Here is an 18,445-nt window from a genome sequence, read left to right on the forward strand (position 1 = left end):
AGCGTCTTTCAGCGATCGTCACGATCTTCCTCGAGCGACCGCCTGGCTGAGTCTTCCACACCCACGACCGGCGGTAGTTCGCGCGCGTTCCGTACCGCAAGGAATCGACAATTTGACTCTCGCCTGCGCCGCGTTTCGATGGCGGCATGACCAAGGCAGAGAACCGAGCAGCCGCGAAGGCGTGGCATGAAGAGAGACAGCGCCAGCTTACGGCAGAGGCGCGGGCGAGGGCGGTCGAAGTCGAGCTCGCCGAGTTGGATCGGCTGCGCCGCTATCTCATTCGCGAACGCATGCTCGGCTACACGCGCCCGCTGATCGAAGCGATCGACGACTATGTTGAGCAAATCACCGGGGACCGGACCAGGCTGCACGCGAGATCCTCAAGCATCGGGCCGACCAAGTGATGCTTGCGACAAACTCCGCTCCAGCGTCTGAAAACCGGCCGGCTTCCAGGCGGGATATCGATGCCACGATAGGGCATGGATGGCGAAGGTACCTTACGCTCGTGCTGGCTACAGACACAGATATCAAGCGGTCAACCGAACGCGATCAACCATGCCGCGCTGAGAGGCGCTACCACAAGAGCATGTTCACCGTTGTCGTGAAGGCGGCTTGTCGGCTGAGCGGATGTCGCGCGTGGGCGGACAACTCGCCTGACGTAACGGGCAATGCCCCATCTTTGGGCACTTGGGCTGCAAACATCCCTAATTCGGTCTCCCCATCTTCCTGCTGTCGCCACAAACGGGACTAACGAATGTGTGACCGCGTCTTGGGGAGAAGAATGTGCGCGCACAAAGAAGAATATGGAAGGTTGTGGGGGCCAAACCTCAGCCGTCAAACATCGATCAACTTCAGCGGGACCTGGCGTCAGTCAACCGATGCATCGAGGTCTTGGAAAAAGCTGACGCGGATCCCCGCGACATCGAGGTGCTGACGGTCCATGCGCTGACGCTTGCCGAAAGAATCGATGAGATGCGCTGGTTGAACCCAGCGGCGGCCTTGGGTTGGCTATTCGAAAAAGCAATTCCGCAAAGGCCGCTGAAGGAGCGCGAGGGGGTCACGAGCTGAGTTGCGCTTCTGCGAGTATTTGTTCGGCGGCCCGTGACGTCACGCAGGTTATCGGCGATTGCTCGAGAGCAAAGTATCGATCGCCTTTGGTGATCGCTGAACCTTCAGGTTCAGCTGACATCGACTAATTCACATCACATTGAGGCTGGGGGCAGCTTCAGGAGCCGGCTGCATGCCCGTGATTCGTACACTTGCCTTGGCTATTTCCTTCGCTTTTGCTCCGTTGCTTGCGGTCGCACCGGCACACGCGCAGATTGCCATCGGCATCAGCGTCAATGTCGCACCGCCGCCGCTGCCGGTCTACGTACAGCCGCCAATTCCGGCGCCCGGTTATATCTGGGCGCCCGGCTATTGGGCGTGGGACGACGACATCGGCTACTACTGGGTGCCCGGCACCTGGGTGTCGCCTCCGCGCGCGGGCTTGCTATGGACGCCCGGTTATTGGGGGTGGTCCGACGGCGTCTATAGCTTCCACACCGGCTATTGGGGCCCAACCGTCGGCTTCTACGGCGGTGTGGCTTACGGCTTCGGCTATACCGGGGTGGGTTTCGAGGGCGCTCATTGGCAGAATGGCGAGCTTTTCTACAACCGCTCGGTCAGCAATTTCGGCAACGTGTCGGTCACCAACGTCTACAACAAGACGGTCGTGAACAACGTGACCAATGTCAGCTACAACGGCGGCAGCGGTGGCACGACCGCGGCGCCAACACCGGCGCAGCTCGCCGCGGCCAAGGAGCAGCATGTGGCTCCCACCGCCGCGCAGACACAGCACGCGCAGACGGCGGCGAAAGATCCCTCGCTCGCGCTCAACAACAATCAGGGCCACCCGACGGTCGCCGCCACCAGCAGCGCAGGGCAGTTCAAGGGGCCCGGCGTGGTTGCGGCACATCCCGGTCAGCCGGTCGCTGCCATCAAGCCGCAGGGTCACCAGGTCGGTAAGCCGACGACGCCTGGCGCCGGCACCGCGGCGACCACACCGCGCACGACGACCACGACCAGCCCCAAGCCGGGCACGACCACGACCACGGCTGCGCCCGGCATCAAGCCGGGCACCAGCAGCGCCACGACCACGCCGGCCGCCGGCACTGCAACCTCCACGCCCGGCGGCGGCAAACCCGGCGCCGCGACGACCACGACCGGCAATAGGCCGGGCATAGCCGCTCCGGCGACCACGCCCAATGTCCGTGAGCAAAAGGGCGAGGCCCGCGGCGGTCCCTCCGGCCACGAGCAGCCACAGGCGAACAAGCCGCCATCGACCGCGACGGTTGCCCATGCGCCTTCCGCCGCGCACGCTCCGCCGCCACCCGCGAACAAGCCCGCCCCGCAGCCGCGCCTCGCGGGATCGCCGCCGCGGCCTCCGGGCCCGCCGCCGCATGCGCCGGGCGGAGCAGGCGGCAAGCCGAAATGCGAACCTGGCCAACATTGCTGAGCTGCCGGATTGGAATTGCCCTCTCCCCGCGCGTGGGAGAGGGCAAATTGTTTGGCTCACGCTGCGGCGTTAATGGAAGGCCAAACAACGAATTGTCGCGTTCGCAGGTTTGCGGCGAAGTGACTGATTTCGGAATAATCGCATTATGCCACTGTTTTGCCCGACGAGGCTGGGCAAGAACGTTGGATCTCAGGAGTTGATGTAGGATTCGTCTTATGGCGAATCGCACATTCAAGACCGGAGAGAGCCGGGAGCAACCCAGTCTGCTTCCCGCTCGGATTGAGGACTATGTCGGGCCGGACAATCCGGTCCGGGCGATCGAGAGCTTCGTTCATGTCCTCGACCTTGCCAAACTCGGCTTTCGCCATGCGGGCCGCAAGGCTGAAGGGGCCGGCCAGCCGCCGTACGATCCGGCCGATCTGCTGAAGCTCTACCTTTACGGCTACATCAACCAAATCAGGTCATCGCGTCGGTTAGAGCGGGAGGCCTGCCGCAATCTGGAACTAATCTGGCTTCTGAAGAATCTGAAGCCGGGTTATCGGACGATCGGCAACTTCCGCAAAGAGAACTGGGCGGCTCTGAAGGCGGCCAACCGCAGCTTCGTGCTGCTGATGCGCGAGCTCGGTCTTGTCGGCGGCAGCGTTGTTGCGATTGACGGCTCGTTCTTCCATGGCAACGCCAGCAAGGCCAGCATCTTTACGCGCAAGAGGCTTGCCGATCAGATCGCAAAGCTGGACCAGGAGATCGAGGCTTACGGCAAGTCTCTTGAGGACAATGATGCCGCGGAAGCCAAGAAGCCGGGCAAGGATGGGGCTGATGGCGGCGACGGAGATGGTGGCGACATCGGCGAGAAGGTTGCGGCGCTGATGACAAAGCGCTCGCGCGCCCAAGCCGATCTTGTTCGGTTGGAAGAGAATGACCAGACGCAGCTGTCCCTGACAGATCCGGATGCCCGGCTTCTGGTCAAGAGCGGCCAAGGGGTTGCAGGCTACAATGTGCAGACCGCAGTCGACGACAAGCACAAGCTCATTGTCGCCAGCGAGGTGGTGAACGACAGCAGCGATGTCGGCCAGCTACATGCACTGGCCGTAGCGGCAAAGGAGTCCCTTGAGGTCAAGGCCCTGCAGGCGCTGGCAGATGAGGGCTATTACAGCAGTCGCGAACTGAAGGCCTGTGAGGACGATGGCATCACGGCCTATGTTCCGGTGCCGGAGGGCAACGCCCGGCTCGAGAAGCAAGGCCGCTTCGCCCTCAAGGACTTCAACTATGATGGCGCATCCGACACCTACCGTTGTCCCGCCGGCCATCAGCTACATCCGATGAAGAGCAGGCAGAAGAACACCAGTGGCCGCATCGAGATCCGCTACGCGGCGCGCGGAGCGACCTGCAAGACCTGCCCACTCAAGGTCTGTTGCCTCGCGTCGAACGCGACCAACCGGACGATCGGTCGCTGGGAGCATGAAGACGTTCTTGAACGTCACCGCGCGCGGATGCAGGGCGCAGGCGAGCTGATGCGCCGTCGTTCGGGGATTGTCGAGCATCCGTTTGGCACGCTCAAATGCCGTGCCGGCTACCGTCATTTCCTGGTCCGCGGTTTCGACAAGGTCCGCGGCGAGTGGAGCCTGATGGCGCTCTGCTACAACTTCACACGCGTGCTCAACATCCTTGGGTTCGACGCGTTTCTGGCTGCGCTGGCAAAGACGCTCGCTCCTTGCCGATCCACCCTCGCAGCCCTGCTGAAGGGCATCCAGGTTGCTCTAGGGGCCTTCTGGGCCAATATACAGCCACGGCTAGCAATCGGCCGGTTCGCTCCGGCCTGAGGGCGCCAACGACCAATTCTTGCCCAGCCTCGACGCGTCAAACGGGCTTCTGCGGGCGGCGCGAGGCGGACCGGGGAAGGCCTGGATTCGACCGGCCCGGTCTACTGTGCATGGGGTTGTTTTCGATCATTTGGCCGGCGCCATGCGACTGGAACGCCAGCGGACAGGCGGCGGGCTCGGGGGGCTGACCCTAATATTCGCCGGCTAAGGCGCTGAACGATCGTGCATTTTGGTTCTGCCCGCGATCCCTGTGGGTGACGGCGTGCGGAACTTTTTCCTCACCCCCGCGTTACCTCGGCATGACAGAAGACCTTTCCTTCCGACGCAAACCCCTGACCCCCGAACAGCGCCAGGCGCGGGATGCGGCCCGCCGGATCGAGGCCGAGAAGGCGATGCGCGACCACGAGGAAGCGCAGAAGGCGTTCCATGCCAATCGCGAGCGGCTGAAGGCCGAGCGACTGGCCCGCGAGGCGGCTGCCGCCAAGGCCTGACGAGATTGGTCGTTCGGCGTCGCCGGTAGGCTGGTCGCAGCTGTTCCGTCCGATCAGTGCGGACGGGGCGGGCGCGCCGCTGTCAGCGCAAGCCTGAGGGCCTGGACGGCGACCGCGATCGCCCCGGGAGGCGCGCGCTGTGCCTCGATGGCTTCGGCCGCGAGGCGGCAGTCATGGGCGACCTTGAGCAGGCCTGATCGCGCGAGGTCCATGGTCGACAGCGCAGCCTGCTCCAGGCACACGCGCTCAAGCCGTCGAAATTCCCGAAGCTGTCTGTTCATGGCGTCGGCTCTCGGTTTTTCCCGAGCCTATGCGGCCTGAGTCTGCTTAATAAATCGTAAACAAGATTGCCTAGCCGGCCAGGCTGGTCCGGGCCTGACGCTGCCGCCCGGGTCCCGAGCGGCAGCTTGACGGCGCCGGCCTTCGGTCGGAAGCTTCAAATGATCCTCAATTGACGAGAGCTACGGAGACGTTCGCTTCCGATCCAGATCCCATCAGCGATAGCGCAAATGGAGCTGACCATGACCACGTTCGACAAGCGCGAGCAGGGCTTTGAGGCCAAATTCGCCCACGATGAGGAGCTCATGTTCAAGGCCGCGGCCCGGTCGAACAAGCTGCTCGGACTCTGGGCAGCCAGTCAGCTCGGGCTCAGCGGCGATGCCGCGGCCACTTATGCGACGGCGCTGGTCACCGACAATCTGGCAAACCAGACGATGGACGAGACCCTGAACAAGGTGTCGAGCGATCTCGCAGCCAAGGGCATCTCGCGCGAGCAGGTCGGGCAAAAACTCTTGGAGTGCCTGCATCAGGCCTTGGCGCAGCTCGAGGCTGCATCGCGCCAGGCCCGCGACTGATCTCGATCAGCGCCTCACTCGGCGTGCTTGCGCGTGGTCGCGTCGCTGAACTTGTCGACGAAGGCGATCCCGATCGCCGAAACGACGAAGGTGATGTGGATCAGCACCTGCCACATCACGCCGGTCTCGGTGAAGCTGGCGCGGCTTGATCCAAGATTGCCGGCCTCGATGAAGGTCCGCAGCAGCGCGATCGAGGAGATGCCGATGATCGCCATCGCGAGCTTGATCTTGAGCACGCTGGCGTTGACGTGGCCGAGCCATTCCGGCTCGTCGGGATGGCCCTGGAGGTCGAGCCGGGAGACGAAGGTCTCGTAGCCGCCGACGATGACCATCACCAGCAAATTGGAGATCATCACGACGTCGATCAGCGCCAGCACGCTCATCATGATGTCCTGCTCGGTGAGCTCGAGTGCATGCGATGAGAGGTGCCAGAGCTCCTTGAGGAACAGCACGATGTAGACGCATTGCGCCACGATCAGCCCGAGATAGAGCGGCAGCTGCAGCCAGGCGCGAACCGAAGATGATCATCGGCAACAGGCCAAGCCGGGGCGAGGGCGGACGGGGTCCGGTGGTGGTTTCGGGCTCTGCTGACATTCAACATCCACGCGTCGAAATGGTCTCGTCTTCATGTACCCCGCCGGATTGGCAGGAGGAAGACGCAACGCTTGGTCAGCGCCTCTCATGCTATTGTGGCGAGCTGCGGCCGTATGGACCGGCGGGCAAGTGGGGAGACGGACAAGTGGTGCGCAGCGGCTTCGGCAAAAGGTTCGGCAGGCTCGCGCTTGCGAGCGCGGCGATCATGCTCGGCGCCGGCGGCATCACCGAAGTGTCGGCGACACCGCTGACGCCATTCCGCTATGAGGCGCAGGCCCAGCGCCATTGTCCCGGCGACAAGGTGGTGTGGCTGGATTTCAGGAAGGGCGTCTACTACCGCAAGGGACAGAAGCTCTATGCCCAGGGCTTCGATGGCAGCTTCGTCTGCCTGAGTGAAGCGCGCGACAGCCGCTATCGCGGCTCGCCATTGGGGTTGCGCTGAACTGTGCGGGCGAGAAGGTCAGTTGCGCCTATTTGTGGTTCGGCAGGGTCACCGGGACGTGCGGGGAGGTGCTGATGACCCGGGGGCTTCCGTCGGGATAGGTCCGGCCGCCGCGGATCAGCGATTCCAGAACCAGGAAGAATTTCTCGGCGAGCATGTGCGTCACCTTCGATGGAGTGGCCTCTTGAAATTAGGTCGAGGCGGCGAACGCGGAAATTCAATCAACTAAACGGGAGCGGGCCCTGCTTGCTGCGCCGCAGTCGCGCAGCGATCTGAAAGTACAGAAGTCCCGAGTGAGGGATTAGCCGAAGGCGAGGGCGACGAGGCTCGAGCAGAGCAAGACCAGACCGCCAGCGGTCAAGGCCAGAAAGCCGTCGGATACGAAGTCATGTTTGCGCATGGGACACCTGCTGCTCTCGTCTTCGAGGCTCGATCGGATCGATCAAAATTGTCCGAACGCGCCGTTCTGAAGAGGTGATGCAATGTCGCCCGCGCGAGTGCCGTCAGGCCCTCGTGCGGTAGCCTTCAAACGCATGGGCCAGGAAGATCCCCGCGCTTACCAGACCCATCAGTGCCGAAACCGTCTCGATCATCGTTAAATTCCAATCCCGCCCCTGCACGCGAGAAGACGCGTGCGGCCTTGCACAGTCAAAAGAATTCCGGTGAAGCCAGCGATATCGGGGGTGGAGTGAGCTTTTGGCGCAACAGCTTGTGCAGGCCTGGCACAGAAGAGCAGGTGCCAAGGCCCTCGCGCTCCGTAGATTAACGGAGAATGCCATACGTCCTGTTTACCATCCCGGCGCGAACGCTGTGAGCTCCCCATTTCCGCCGTGTTCGGGTTGCGTTATCCTTACCGTCTCCGAGGCGGTGGTGGGCCGCCGTGGAGCTTGAAGACCGGAAGGCGCTACCCCGCAGGCAAGCGGGTTGGGTCCGTCTCCGGGGAAATGGTATTTGGGGCGAATGGGGATCCGACGGTCAGATTCGATGGTGCGGGCCGCGCGGTGCGTTGCGGCGGTGGCGAGCTGCCTAGCGCTCGCCAATTGCGCCTCGTCCAACAAGTTTGCCAGCCGGGTCGATCCCAAATACGGCGTGTCCTCCAGCCCGCGAGTCGTGGCCTGGGGCGAACCCGTCCCCAAGGGCGGCGGCACCTATCGCGTCGGCAAGCCCTATGTGGTGGCCGGCCGCACCTACGTGCCGGAGGAGGATGTCAACTACCGCGCCGAGGGCATGGCGTCCTGGTACGGCGACGATTTCCACGGCCGCCTGACCGCCAATGGCGAGGTGTTCGATATGGGCTCGCTGACCGCGGCGCATCCGACCCTGCCGATGCCGTGCTATGCGCGGGTGACCAATCTTTCCAACGGCAAGTCGCTGATCGTTCGCGTCAATGACCGCGGTCCCTATCACGGCAACCGCCTCATCGACGTCTCGAACAAAGCCGCCGAACTGCTTGAATTCAAAGGCAATGGCGTCGCCAAGGTCCGGGTCGAATATGTCGGCCGGGCGCCGCTCGAAGGCTCCGACGACCGCCAGCTGATCGCGACCTTGCGCACCGGCGTCCCAGCACCGTCGCCCTCGATGGTTCGGGTCGCCTCGGCGCGGCCGTTCGTGCCGGAGCTGCCGTCGTCAACCCGCGGTGCTATCAGGGGCGAAGTCCCGATGCCGGAAGGGCGGCCCTATACCCTCGGCAACACCTCAGCAGACGTTGCCTCGATCAACGCGACCTCGGAGATGTCGGCCTCGAGCCGCAGCCGGGGCCGGGCGCTCCAGAATGTCCGCCAGGTGTCCTATGACCAGGACGGCCGTTATGCCTCCGATAGCGGTCCTGCTGCCTCTGATGACGGCGCAGCCGAGGCCCGCAGCATCCTGACCGGCCGCGGCCTCTACTAAGTCCCGATTGCGCCGCTAGCGAGACGACGCTTCGCGCAGGAATTTGACCAGCGCGGCGCTGACCTCGTCGGGCCGCTCCTGCTGCACCCAATGCCCGGCGCCATCGATGATCAGCTTTCGCGTGAGATTGGGTAGCACGCGCTCCAGCTCGTTGACACGCTTGGCACCGATCAGGCCGGTGATGACGGCATCCTGCGCGCCGGCGATGAAGAGGGAGGGCTGATGGATCTGCGCGTCCTGCCAGGGCGCGGTCAGCTCCCAATTGTGATCGAGGTTGCGATACCAGTTCAGCCCGCCGCGAAAGCCGGACTTGCGGAAGGCTTCGGTGAAGTGAGCAAGATCGCTCTCGCTGAGCCATGCCGGTAGCGGCTCCTCGCCCGTGGCATGGCCGAGAAAGCCCTTTCCCTCCTGCACGAACATGGCGGCGTTGGGATCGGCAAGCCCGCGTCCTCCAAGCACGATGCGCATGGTGCGCGCGACGTCACGCTCGAACTCGGCCTCCGCGACCCCGGGCGTCTGGAAGTACTGCCAGTAAAAGTTGGTGACGCCGCTCTGACGCAGCAGGTCGAGGGGCTTGCCGCGGCCGCGGAACGGCGGCGGCACGCTGAGACCTGCAACCGCCGTGAAGATATCGGGACGAAAGAGAGCCGCATGCCAGGCAACTGGCGCACCCCAATCGTGGCCGACCACCATCGCCTTGGTCTCGCCGAGCACCTGGACGAGGCCGACCACGTCGCCGACCAGGTCGAAGATCGAATAAGCTGATGCGTCAGGCAGGGCCGAGCTTTGGCCGTAGCCGCGCATGTCGGGGGCCACGACATGAAACCCGGCGTCCGCCAGCGCCGGGATCTGGTGCCGCCACGAATAGGACAGTTCCGGCCAGCCGTGGCACAGCACCACCAGCGGACCCTGACCGGCTTCGCGGATGAAGAGGTCGATCCCATTGGCCTTGATCACGCGGGTGGTGGACATCGCTTTTCCGCCTTGTTTCAGGGGTTTGGTCGTAAAACATCAGGTGCCACGATAGGGATGCGACGAGAATCGTGCAATCTCGGTGGCAAGCATCGGTCCTCGTGTTGTTCGCACCGGTTCCATTTGTTAGAACGCCGCTCTCAGGGCTTCGCCATGGCATCTCGTCTCATCTCGCTTCGCCAGACCGGGTTCACAGCCGGAGCGCTGGCGCGCGGCCTGATCGCGACCCTCCTCGCAGCGAGCCTCGGCTGGGGCGGGGCGCTCTACGCCGCCAACCAGAGCGTCCAGGGCGCCAAGAAGACCGAGGATGCCGGCTTCGACGGCGACGCTCCCACCGCAATCCTGATCGAGGCCTCCAGCGGCAGCGTGCTGTTCGCGAAGAACGCCGACGAGCTGCGCGCGCCCTCGAGCATGATGAAGCTTGTCACGGCGGAGGTCGTGTTCAACGCGATCAAGAAAGGCGACATCAAGCTGACCGACGAGTATCGGATCAGCGAAAATGCCTGGCGGAGGGGCGGGGCGCCCTCCGGCACGTCGACCATGTTTGCGGCCATCAACAGCAAGGTCTCGGTCGACGACCTGCTGCATGGTGCTATCATCCAGAGCGGCAACGATGCCTGCATCGCGCTCGCCGAAGGTATCGCCGGCAACGAGCGGATCTTTGCGTCCGACTTCATGACCAAGCGCGCCCGCGAGCTCGGCATGACCAAATCGACTTTCGCCAATTCCAACGGCTTGCCCGACCCCGGCAACAAGATGACGGTGCGCGAACTCGGCATGCTCGCCCGTCACATCATTTTGGACTTCCCCGAATTCTACAAGTTGTTCGGCGAGAAGGAATTCACCTGGAACAAGATCCGGCAGCCCAATCGCAATCCGCTGCTCAACGCGCTCGAAGGCGCCGACGGCCTGAAGACCGGCTACACCAAGGAGGGCGGCTACGGCATGGTCGGCTCTGCCGTGCAGAACGGCACGAGACTGATCGTCGTCGTCAACGGCCTGGAGGATGCCGAGGACCGCGCCACCGAAGCCAAGAAGATGCTGGAATGGGGCTTTCGCAATTTCGAGACCCGCACGCTGATCGCAGCCGACCAGCAGGTCGGTTACGCCAAGGTGTTCGGCGGCGAGAGCCGCTCGGTGAAGCTCGTTGCGAAAGAGCCGGTGAAGGTGATGGTGCACAAGAGCGGCGGCGACAAGCTGATCGCGCGTATCGTCTATAGCGGCCCGGTGCGCGCTCCGGTCCAGGCCGGCCAGCAGGTCGGCGTGGTCAAGGTCTGGCGCGGCGGCAATATCGCGGTGGAGACGCCGGTCTATGCGGCCGAGTCAATCGGCACCGGCTCGACCGTGCGGCGTGCAATCGATGGCGCCAGCGAGCTCGTGATCGGCATGTTCCGCGCAGGCGCCGAGAAGCTCTGACCATGACTGAGAGCAAGGGACAGCGGTCGTCCGGACGCGGACGCTTCATCACCTTTGAAGGCGGCGAAGGGACGGGCAAGTCGACCCAGATCAAGAAGCTCGCCGACCGTCTCAACGCGGCCAGACTCCGCACGATCGTCACGCGCGAGCCGGGGGGCTCGCCGGGCGCCGAGATCATGCGTCATCTGGTGTTGTCAGGAATGGGCAAGCTGCTGGGGCCAGAGGCCGAGACGCTGCTGTTTGCCGCCGCTCGCGACGACCATGTCCGCACCAGGATCGCCCCTGCGCTCAATCAAGGCATCTGGGTGCTGTGCGACCGTTTCGCCGATTCGACGCGCGCCTATCAGGGCAGCCTCGGCCAAGTGCCCGTGGGGCTGATCAATGCCATGCAGCGGGTCACGATCGGCGATCTCAAGCCGGATCTCACCATCATTCTCGACCTGCCGGTCGAGATCGGTCTGCAGCGCGCCGCCGCGCGTCGCGGCAGCGGCACGCCCGACCGGTTCGAAAGCGAGCAGCTCAGCTTTCATCAGGGGCTACGCGAGGCCTATCGGAAGATCGCCGAGGACGAGCCGAAGCGTTGCGTTCTGATCGACGCCAATTCCGATCCTGATACGGTCGCGGGCCGGGTCTGGACGGCGCTGCGCGAGCGCCTCCTGCGCACGCCTGCCTCGGTGGTCTCGGTATGAGCCCGCGTCAGGCCGAGCGCGAATCCGCTATTCCGCATCCACGCGAGACGAGCTTGCTGTTCGGTCATCGCGAGGCCGAGACGGCGCTGCTGACCGCCTATCGCAGCGGGCGCATCCCGCATGCCTGGCTGATCGGCGGGCCACAGGGGATCGGCAAGGCGACGCTGGCCTATCGCATGGCGCGTTTCGTGCTCGCCCACGGCCAGCCGCTGGCGCCCGCCGTGCAGGGCGCCGAAGACCTCGCGATCGACCCCGGCAATGCCGTGGCGCGGCAGGTTGCGGCGAGCTCGCACGGTGGTCTGCTCACGCTGGAGCGCACCGCCAACGACCGTGGCGTGATGCGCACCGTCATCACCGTCGACGAGACGCGCGAGACCATCGCGTTCTTCGGCTCGACTGCGGCGGCCGAAGGCTGGCGCGTCTGCGTCGTCGACACCGTCGATGAGCTCAATCCCAATGCCGCGAACGCGCTGTTGAAGATTTTGGAGGAGCCACCGCAACGATCGCTGTTTCTGTTGGTGAGCCACGCGCCAGCCCGGGTGCTTGCCACGATCCAGTCGCGTTGCCGCAAGCTGCGCCTGCGGTCGCTGACGACCGACGAGGTGATTGCCGCCGCCGCCGCGGCCGCCGACCTTGCTCCGACCGATCTGGCGCTGCGCGAAGCTGCGGAGGCCTCCGAAGGCAGCGTCGCGCGCGCGTTGGCGCTGCTCGGGGGCGATGCGCTGAAGCTTCAGCAGCGTACGGCGGCGCTGCTGGCACGGCTGCCGGAGGTCGATCCGCGCGAATTGCACACGCTCGGCGATTCGCTTCCCACCAACGACCGCGTGGCCCTTGCCGCCTTCATCGATGGCATCGATCGCTGGATCGCCGAACGCCTGCATGCGGACGAGGCCAACGCCAACCAGAACCTGCCGCGCCTTGCGCGCCTCGGCGAGGTATGGGAAAAGATCGTCCGCGCCGCGCGCGACACCGAAACCTACAATCTGGAGCGAAAGCCCTTGGTTTTCTCGGTGTTCGGCTGGCTGGCGGACGCAACGCGCTAGAGCATGATCCGGAAAAGTGCGCAGCGGTTTTCCGAAATGATCATGCGCAAGACAACAACCTAACGCAAACTCGTTTCCAGATTTCGGAAGAGCCGGTAAAGGAATTCGTCGTGGCAACGCGAGCTAAGAAAACCGTCAAAGGCAAGAGCGGCAAGAAGGCTGCGAAGAAGGCCACCAAGAAGGCCGTGAAGGCGCGCAAGTCCCGAGCGGCCCCAAAGGTCAGGAAGACCAAGAAGGCCACCGCCAAGAAGGCTGTGAAGAAATCGGCAAAGAAAGCCGCGAAGAAGCAGGTCGTCGCCAAGAAGTCTTCGAAGAAGACGGGCGCCAAGAAGCCCGTCAAGGGCCCGGCGAAGACGGCTGTCAAGAAGGCAAGGGCGACCGCGCCCGCCGTGATCGCCGCGCCGGCTCCGGCCGCCCCGCCGCCGAAGGCCGTGGAGCCCAAGGTCTCAAAACCCAAAGTATCGAAGCCCAAGCCGCCGCCTGGATCGAAACCGGCGGCTGTTCCGCAGACGGCGGCGCCCGCGCGCGACAACATGTTCTACATCACGACGGCGATCGCCTATCCCAATGGCAGCCCGCATATCGGCCACGCCTATGAGGCGATTGCGACCGACGTGCTGGCGCGCTTTGCGCGGCTCGACGGCAAGGACGTGTTCTTCCTGACCGGGACCGACGAGCACGGCCTCAAGATGGTCCAGACCGCGCAGAACGAAGGCCTGACGCCGGCCGCGCTGGCGACCCGCAACGCCAGCCGCTTCAAGGAGATGGACGAGCGGCTCAACGTGTCGTTCGACCGCTTCATTCGCACCACCGAAGAGCAGCACCATCGTTCCAGCCGGGAAATCTGGCGGCGCATGGAAGCGAACGGTGACATCTATGCCGACACCTATTCCGGCTGGTACTCCGTCCGTGATGAGGCCTATTACGCCGAGGACGAGACGCGCCTGAACGACGACGGCGTGCGGCTCGGACCGCAGGGCACGCCGGTCGAATGGGTCGAGGAGAAGAGCTATTTCTTCCGCCTCTCGGCCTATCAGGACAAGCTGCTCAAGCTCTATGCGGATCGTCCTGATTTCATCGGGCCGGACTCGCGCAAGAACGAGGTCGTGAGCTTCGTCAAAGGCGGCCTGCGCGATCTCTCGATCTCGCGCACGACGTTCGACTGGGGCGTCAAGGTGCCCAGCGACGAAGAGCACGTGATGTATGTCTGGGTCGATGCGCTGACCAACTACATCACCGGCGTCGGCTTCCCCGACGAGAGCGACAAGAACTGGCGCTACTGGCCCGCCGACGTGCACATCATCGGCAAGGACATCATCCGCTTCCACGCGGTGTACTGGCCGGCGTTCCTGATGTCGGCCGGCATTCCCGTGCAGAAGCGGGTCTATGCCCACGGCTTCCTGTTCAACAGGGGCGAGAAGATGTCGAAGTCGGTCGGCAACGTCGTCGATCCTTTCAATCTCGCCGACCAGTATGGCGTCGACCAGATGCGCTATTTCTTCCTGCGCGAGGTGCCGTTCGGGCAGGACGGCAACTACAACCATGAAGCCATCGTCGCGCGCATCAACGCCGATCTTGCCAACGATCTCGGCAACCTCGCGCAGCGCTCGCTGTCGATGATCGCCAAGCAGCTCGGCGGCGTGCTGCCGGAGCCCGGCGACTTCAGCGACAACGACAAGGCGATCCTGGCGATGGCCGACGGCATGATTGCCGCCTCGCGCGAAGCGATGGCGACGCAGCAGATCCATCAATGGCTCAATGCCGTGTGGGCCGTGGTTGCGGAAGCCAACCGCTATTTCGCGGGCGAGGCACCGTGGGCGCTGGCCAAGACCGATCCTGCCAGGCAGAAAACCGTGCTCTACGTGACCGCCGAAGTCGTGCGCCAGATCGCGATCCTGGCCCAGCCGGCGATGCCGACCGCATCGAGCCTGCTGCTCGACAGCCTCGGCATTCCCGAAGGAGAACGCAGTTTTGCGATGCTCGGCGGCGCCAAGCGCATCGCGGCGGGTTCGACGCTGCCTGCACCGACGCCGGCGTTTCCGCGCTACATCGAGCCGGCAGCCTGAGGCGTAGTAGCAATGCTGGTCGACAGTCACTGCCATCTGGATTTTCCCGATTTTGCGGAGGATCTCGACGGGATCGTATCGCGCGCGCGGGCAGCCGGGATCGGCCGCATGGTCACGATCTCGACGCGGGTGCGAAAGCTCGATCAGCTTCTCGCCATCGCCGGGCGCTACGATGACGTCTACTGCTCGGTCGGCACCCATCCGCACAACGCGGATGAGGAAGACGGCATTTCGCCGGATGAGCTGATCGCGCTCACGCAGCACCCGAAGGTGGTTGCGCTCGGCGAAGCCGGGCTCGACTATTTCTACGACGACGGCTCGCCGGAGGCGCAAGCGAGGGGCTTTCGCGCCCATATTGCCGCGGCCCGTGCCACCGGCCTGCCGCTGGTGATCCACACCCGCAACGCGGATGATGATTGCGCCCGCATCCTGGAAGAGGAGGCGGGACGCGGATCATTTCGCGCCGTGCTGCATTGTTACACCGGCGGGCGCGAACTGGCGCTGAAGGCGGTATCGCTCGGGCTGTACATCGGTTTCACGGGCATCCTGACCTTCAAGAAGTCGGATGGCTTGCGTGCGCTGGCGGCCGAGTTGCCGTCGGACCGTATTCTGGTTGAAACGGATTCGCCCTACCTTGCACCGGGCAAATTCCGAGGCAAGCGCAACGAGCCGGCCTATGTGGTCGAGGTCGCCAAGGTGCTTGCCGAGACGCGCGGCGTGTCGCTCGAGGAGGTCTCGCGCCAGACCAGCGAAAACTTCTTTCGCCTGTTCTCCAAGGTAAAAGCTTGAGGTTCTGAGCCGCATGACGCTGACGCTGACGATCCTGGGTTGCGGCTCTTCCGCCGGCGTGCCGCGCCCGGCGCTCGGCTGGGGCGCCTGCGACCCCAACAACCCCAAGAACCGCCGCCGCCGCTGCTCGCTGCTGGTCGAACAGACGTCCCACCACGGCACCACGCGCATCGTGATCGATACCTCGCCTGATCTGCGCGAGCAGTTGATCTCGACCGATGTCGATCACATCGACGCGGTGTTCCTGACCCACGAGCATGCCGACCAGACCCACGGCATGGATGATCTGCGCTCGGTCGTGCTGCATATGCGCAAGCGCATTCCGACCTATTTCAATCAGTCGACCGCCAAGGATATCATGGCGCGGTTCTCCTATTGCTTCATCTCGCCGGAGGGCAGCGACTATCCGCCGATCCTGACGCGGCATTCGATCGAGGCGGGCGAGAGCCAAACCATCCTGGGGAAGGGTGGCGCGGTGACGATGACCGCCTTCCTGGTCCAGCACGGCAACATCCCCGCGCTCGGCTATCGCATCGGCAACGCCGCCTACACGCCCGACGTCAACGACATCCCGCGCGAGAGCTGGGGCGCTCTGGAAAATCTCGATCTCTGGATCATCGACGGCCTGCGCTACACCGGCCATCCCAGCCATTTCAGCATCAACGACGCGCTGTCCTGGATCGAGCGCTTCAAGCCGAGGCGCGCCGTTATCACCAACATGACCGCCGACGTCGATTACGAAGTCATCCGGCAGTCGCTGCCCGCGGGCGTGGTGCCTGCCTATGACGGACTGCGGCTGGAGACGCACTGAGAGCCTGCCTGGTGGGTGGGAATTTGCCGCCGGACGGCATGCTCCTTGCTTTCGCGAGCGCTATCGTGTTGGTCTAACGTCTCAAAGACAGGCGTTGTGGGAGAGCGATAATCAATCCCGATATCGCCGGAATTGATTGCGCCGCAAATGAGGATGGGGGCCGCGTGGCAGGACACAGCGACGACGTGAAGGCTGTTGGACCGATCCGACGCGCGCTCGATCTGCTTTATCTGGCCTCGGGCATCGCCGCCGGTGTCTTCCTGGTCGCGATCTTCGCAATCATGATGGTGATGTCGATAGGGCGGCAGTTCGCGCTCAACATCCCGGCCGGAGATGATTTTGCGTCCTGGTGCATGGCCGCGATGGCGTTTCTCGGCCTCGCCCATACCTTCAAGCGCGGCGAAATGATCCGCGTCGGACTTCTGCTGGAGCGCCTGCACGGGCGGACCAAGCAGGTTGCGGAGATCATGGCGCTCGGGATCGCAACGGCATTTGTTCTGTATTTCACCCGGCATGCGCTGCAGATGACCTATGACTCCTGGCGCTTCAACGACGTGGCACAGGGCGTGGTCGCGCTGCCGCTCTGGATTCCCCAGCTCGGCTTTGCCGGCGGCCTCGTGATCCTGTCGATCGCGTTGATCGACGAGATGGTCAATGTGGTCAGCGGCAACCAGCCGACCTACGAGAGGGGCTCTCCGGACGAAACGCCGGAGGAATTCGTCGAACGCATCTCGCAAGGCGGCGGAGGTTGACCATGGCCAACCTCGGCATGATCGAATTGTCCTTCATTCTGCTCGGCGTCATGATCCTGCTCTTGGGCAGCGGCGTCTGGATTGCGGTGTCGCTCGGGCTGGTCGGCTTCGTGGCGATGGCGCTGACCACGAGCCTGCCGCTTGGCTCGGTGCTTGCGACCACCACCTGGAGCGCAAGCGCGTCCTGGACGCTGGCCGCACTGCCGCTGTTCATCTGGATGGGCGAGATCCTCTTCCGCACCAAGCTGTCGGAGGAAATGTTCCGCGGCCTGTCGCCATGGGTGCAGTGGCTGCCGGGACGGCTGACGCATGTCAACGTGATCGGCTGCGGCATCTTTGCGGCGGTATCGGGCTCGTCGGCTGCGACCTGCGCAACCATTGGCAAGATCGCATTGCCAGAGCTCGACAAACGCGGTTACGACAAGGGCTTGAGCCTCGGCTCGCTCGCGGGCTCCGGGACGCTCGGTCTGCTGATCCCGCCCTCGATTCCGATGGTGGTCTACGCGGTCACGGCCAACGTCTCCGTGCTTCAGGTGTTTCTCGGCGGTTTCCTGCCGGGCGCGCTGGTGATGGCACTCTATTCCGGCTACATCATCATCTGGTCCTTGCTGAATCCTTCGAAGATTCCGCCGCGTGATCCGCCGATGTCGTTCCGGCAGAAGATGCGCGAATCCGCCAAGCTGGTGCCGTGCCTGCTGCTGATCCTGGCGGTCTTCCTCTCGCTGGTGCTCGGCTTTGCGACGGCGACGGAATGCGCGGCTTGGGGTGTTGCGGGCGCGCTGCTGCTGGCGTGGTGGAGCGGCACGCTGACGCGCAAGAACTTCCTCGAGAGCATCATGAGCGCGACGCGCCTGACCTGCATGATCATGCTGATCCTGGCAGGCGCCGCCTACACCACGGCCGCGATGGCCTACACCGGCATCCCCGCCGCGCTCGCCACCTGGGTTCAGGGGCAGCAGCTCACGCCCGGCATGCTCGCGCTGTATCTCAGCATCATGTACATCATCCTCGGATGCCTGATCGACGGCATCTCGATGATCGTGCTGACGGCCGTCATCGTGCTGCCGATGGTCAAGCAGGCCGGTCTCGACCTCGTCTGGTTCGGCGTCTATCTCATCATCCACGTCGAGATGGCGCAGATCACACCACCGGTCGGCTTCAACCTGTTCGTGCTCCAGAACATGAGCGGACGCGATACGTTCACCGTCGCGCGGGCCGCGTTCCCGTTCTTCGTCCTGCTGCTTGCAGCCGTGTTCATCATTACGGAATATCCGCAGATCGTGATGCTGCTGCCCAAGCTCGCGTTTCCCGACTGAGCT

At 64.0% G+C, this 18,445-nt stretch carries 19 protein-coding genes and 1 pseudogene; 16 read left to right on the top strand and 4 right to left on the bottom strand.

Annotated features, from left to right (window positions below):
• Positions 1-146: 146 nt before the first annotated feature.
• The 5 genes from XH89_RS19900 to XH89_RS19920 all read left to right on the top strand — a co-directional run bounded on the left by XH89_RS19900 (position 147) and on the right by XH89_RS19920 (position 4,808).
• A complete protein-coding gene (locus XH89_RS19900; protein ID WP_194462152.1) occupies positions 147-404 on the top strand; it encodes a hypothetical protein in 258 nt (85 codons plus the stop codon).
• A gap of 379 nt (positions 405-783) precedes the next feature.
• The gene (locus XH89_RS19905; protein ID WP_194462153.1) at positions 784-1,068 is read left to right on the top strand and encodes a hypothetical protein; all 285 of its coding nucleotides are present in this window, start codon (positions 784-786) and stop codon (positions 1,066-1,068) included.
• Between the two features lie 172 nt (positions 1,069-1,240).
• The gene (locus tag XH89_RS19910) at positions 1,241-2,497 is read left to right on the top strand and encodes a YXWGXW repeat-containing protein (RefSeq protein WP_194462154.1); all 1,257 of its coding nucleotides are present in this window, start codon (positions 1,241-1,243) and stop codon (positions 2,495-2,497) included.
• 215 nt (positions 2,498-2,712) lie between these two features.
• Positions 2,713-4,317 (top strand): IS1182 family transposase, encoded by a 1,605-nt coding sequence (locus XH89_RS19915; protein WP_194461977.1) that lies wholly within the window; start codon positions 2,713-2,715, stop codon positions 4,315-4,317.
• 299 nt (positions 4,318-4,616) lie between these two features.
• Positions 4,617-4,808, top strand: coding sequence for a hypothetical protein (locus XH89_RS19920; RefSeq protein WP_057756667.1), 192 nt, complete (start codon positions 4,617-4,619; stop codon positions 4,806-4,808).
• Between the two features lie 53 nt (positions 4,809-4,861).
• On the opposite strand, the gene XH89_RS19925 is transcribed toward XH89_RS19920, so the two are convergent.
• Positions 4,862-5,089 (bottom strand): hypothetical protein, encoded by a 228-nt coding sequence (locus tag XH89_RS19925; protein ID WP_194462155.1) that lies wholly within the window; start codon positions 5,087-5,089, stop codon positions 4,862-4,864.
• 240 nt (positions 5,090-5,329) lie between these two features.
• On the opposite strand from XH89_RS19925, the gene XH89_RS19930 reads away from it, so the two are divergent.
• A complete protein-coding gene (locus XH89_RS19930) occupies positions 5,330-5,662 on the top strand; it encodes a DUF1476 domain-containing protein (protein WP_194462156.1) in 333 nt (110 codons plus the stop codon).
• A gap of 14 nt (positions 5,663-5,676) precedes the next feature.
• Here XH89_RS19930 and XH89_RS19935 read toward each other — a convergent pair.
• Positions 5,677-6,256, bottom strand: a pseudogene (locus XH89_RS19935) (TIGR00645 family protein).
• A gap of 205 nt (positions 6,257-6,461) precedes the next feature.
• Here XH89_RS19935 and XH89_RS19940 point away from each other — a divergent pair.
• Positions 6,462-6,698, top strand: a complete 237-nt coding sequence (locus XH89_RS19940; protein WP_371825232.1) for a hypothetical protein — start codon at positions 6,462-6,464, stop codon at positions 6,696-6,698.
• 28 nt (positions 6,699-6,726) lie between these two features.
• Here the strand turns inward: XH89_RS19940 and XH89_RS41870 are convergent, their stop codons facing one another.
• A complete protein-coding gene (locus XH89_RS41870; RefSeq protein ID WP_256439958.1) occupies positions 6,727-6,855 on the bottom strand; it encodes a hypothetical protein in 129 nt (42 codons plus the stop codon).
• Between the two features lie 803 nt (positions 6,856-7,658).
• On the opposite strand from XH89_RS41870, the gene XH89_RS19945 reads away from it, so the two are divergent.
• On the top strand, positions 7,659-8,588 hold the full coding sequence (locus tag XH89_RS19945) for a septal ring lytic transglycosylase RlpA family protein (RefSeq protein ID WP_194462158.1): 930 nt from the start codon (positions 7,659-7,661) through the stop codon (positions 8,586-8,588).
• Positions 8,589-8,603: 15 nt separating this feature from the next.
• On the opposite strand, the gene XH89_RS19950 is transcribed toward XH89_RS19945, so the two are convergent.
• Positions 8,604-9,560 (bottom strand): alpha/beta fold hydrolase, encoded by a 957-nt coding sequence (locus XH89_RS19950; protein WP_194462159.1) that lies wholly within the window; start codon positions 9,558-9,560, stop codon positions 8,604-8,606.
• Positions 9,561-9,713: 153 nt separating this feature from the next.
• On the opposite strand from XH89_RS19950, the gene XH89_RS19955 reads away from it, so the two are divergent.
• The 8 genes from XH89_RS19955 to XH89_RS19990 all read left to right on the top strand — a co-directional run bounded on the left by XH89_RS19955 (position 9,714) and on the right by XH89_RS19990 (position 18,442).
• The gene (locus XH89_RS19955; protein WP_194462160.1) at positions 9,714-10,976 is read left to right on the top strand and encodes a D-alanyl-D-alanine carboxypeptidase family protein; all 1,263 of its coding nucleotides are present in this window, start codon (positions 9,714-9,716) and stop codon (positions 10,974-10,976) included.
• 2 nt (positions 10,977-10,978) lie between these two features.
• On the top strand, positions 10,979-11,665 hold the full coding sequence (gene tmk / locus XH89_RS19960; protein ID WP_194462161.1) for a dTMP kinase: 687 nt from the start codon (positions 10,979-10,981) through the stop codon (positions 11,663-11,665).
• Complete coding sequence (locus XH89_RS19965) at positions 11,662-12,708, top strand: DNA polymerase III subunit delta' (protein ID WP_194462162.1); 1,047 nt, start codon at positions 11,662-11,664, stop codon at positions 12,706-12,708. The genes tmk and XH89_RS19965 overlap by 4 nt, the downstream gene beginning before the upstream one ends.
• Before the next feature lie 110 nt (positions 12,709-12,818).
• Positions 12,819-14,774 carry a methionine--tRNA ligase gene (gene metG / locus XH89_RS19970; protein ID WP_194462163.1) on the top strand — a complete coding sequence of 652 codons (1,956 nt, stop codon included), beginning with the start codon at positions 12,819-12,821 and terminating at the stop codon, positions 14,772-14,774.
• Between the two features lie 12 nt (positions 14,775-14,786).
• Positions 14,787-15,563 carry a TatD family hydrolase gene (locus tag XH89_RS19975; RefSeq protein WP_194462164.1) on the top strand — a complete coding sequence of 259 codons (777 nt, stop codon included), beginning with the start codon at positions 14,787-14,789 and terminating at the stop codon, positions 15,561-15,563.
• Between the two features lie 13 nt (positions 15,564-15,576).
• Positions 15,577-16,374 (top strand): MBL fold metallo-hydrolase, encoded by a 798-nt coding sequence (locus tag XH89_RS19980; protein WP_194462165.1) that lies wholly within the window; start codon positions 15,577-15,579, stop codon positions 16,372-16,374.
• Between the two features lie 164 nt (positions 16,375-16,538).
• Positions 16,539-17,126: a TRAP transporter small permease gene (locus tag XH89_RS19985; protein WP_194462166.1), complete on the top strand. Its 588-nt coding sequence runs from the start codon at positions 16,539-16,541 to the stop codon at positions 17,124-17,126.
• Positions 17,127-17,128: 2 nt separating this feature from the next.
• Complete coding sequence (locus XH89_RS19990; protein ID WP_194462167.1) at positions 17,129-18,442, top strand: TRAP transporter large permease; 1,314 nt, start codon at positions 17,129-17,131, stop codon at positions 18,440-18,442.
• The last annotated feature ends 3 nt before the right edge of the window (positions 18,443-18,445 follow it).

The sequence above is a fragment of the Bradyrhizobium sp. CCBAU 53340 genome (assembly GCF_015291645.1).
GTDB lineage: Bacteria > Pseudomonadota > Alphaproteobacteria > Rhizobiales > Xanthobacteraceae > Bradyrhizobium.

What these genes read in the sequence shown, in the direction of transcription:
- XH89_RS19900 (WP_194462152.1), top strand. Translation starts at nt 147, where the DNA reads ATGACCAAGGCAGAGAACCGAGCAGCCGCGAAGGCGTGGCATGAAGAG.
- XH89_RS19910 (WP_194462154.1), top strand. Translation starts at nt 1,241, where the DNA reads ATGCCCGTGATTCGTACACTTGCCTTGGCTATTTCCTTCGCTTTTGCT.
- XH89_RS19915 (WP_194461977.1), top strand. Translation starts at nt 2,713, where the DNA reads ATGGCGAATCGCACATTCAAGACCGGAGAGAGCCGGGAGCAACCCAGT.
- XH89_RS19920 (WP_057756667.1), top strand. Translation starts at nt 4,617, where the DNA reads ATGACAGAAGACCTTTCCTTCCGACGCAAACCCCTGACCCCCGAACAG.
- XH89_RS19925 (WP_194462155.1), bottom strand. Translation starts at nt 5,089, where the DNA reads ATGAACAGACAGCTTCGGGAATTTCGACGGCTTGAGCGCGTGTGCCTG.
- XH89_RS19930 (WP_194462156.1), top strand. Translation starts at nt 5,330, where the DNA reads ATGACCACGTTCGACAAGCGCGAGCAGGGCTTTGAGGCCAAATTCGCC.
- XH89_RS19940 (WP_371825232.1), top strand. Translation starts at nt 6,462, where the DNA reads ATGCTCGGCGCCGGCGGCATCACCGAAGTGTCGGCGACACCGCTGACG.
- XH89_RS41870 (WP_256439958.1), bottom strand. Translation starts at nt 6,855, where the DNA reads ATGCTCGCCGAGAAATTCTTCCTGGTTCTGGAATCGCTGATCCGCGGC.
- XH89_RS19945 (WP_194462158.1), top strand. Translation starts at nt 7,659, where the DNA reads ATGGGGATCCGACGGTCAGATTCGATGGTGCGGGCCGCGCGGTGCGTT.
- XH89_RS19950 (WP_194462159.1), bottom strand. Translation starts at nt 9,560, where the DNA reads ATGTCCACCACCCGCGTGATCAAGGCCAATGGGATCGACCTCTTCATC.
- XH89_RS19955 (WP_194462160.1), top strand. Translation starts at nt 9,714, where the DNA reads ATGGCATCTCGTCTCATCTCGCTTCGCCAGACCGGGTTCACAGCCGGA.
- tmk (WP_194462161.1), top strand. Translation starts at nt 10,979, where the DNA reads ATGACTGAGAGCAAGGGACAGCGGTCGTCCGGACGCGGACGCTTCATC.
- XH89_RS19965 (WP_194462162.1), top strand. Translation starts at nt 11,662, where the DNA reads ATGAGCCCGCGTCAGGCCGAGCGCGAATCCGCTATTCCGCATCCACGC.
- XH89_RS19975 (WP_194462164.1), top strand. Translation starts at nt 14,787, where the DNA reads ATGCTGGTCGACAGTCACTGCCATCTGGATTTTCCCGATTTTGCGGAG.
- XH89_RS19980 (WP_194462165.1), top strand. Translation starts at nt 15,577, where the DNA reads ATGACGCTGACGCTGACGATCCTGGGTTGCGGCTCTTCCGCCGGCGTG.
- XH89_RS19990 (WP_194462167.1), top strand. Translation starts at nt 17,129, where the DNA reads ATGGCCAACCTCGGCATGATCGAATTGTCCTTCATTCTGCTCGGCGTC.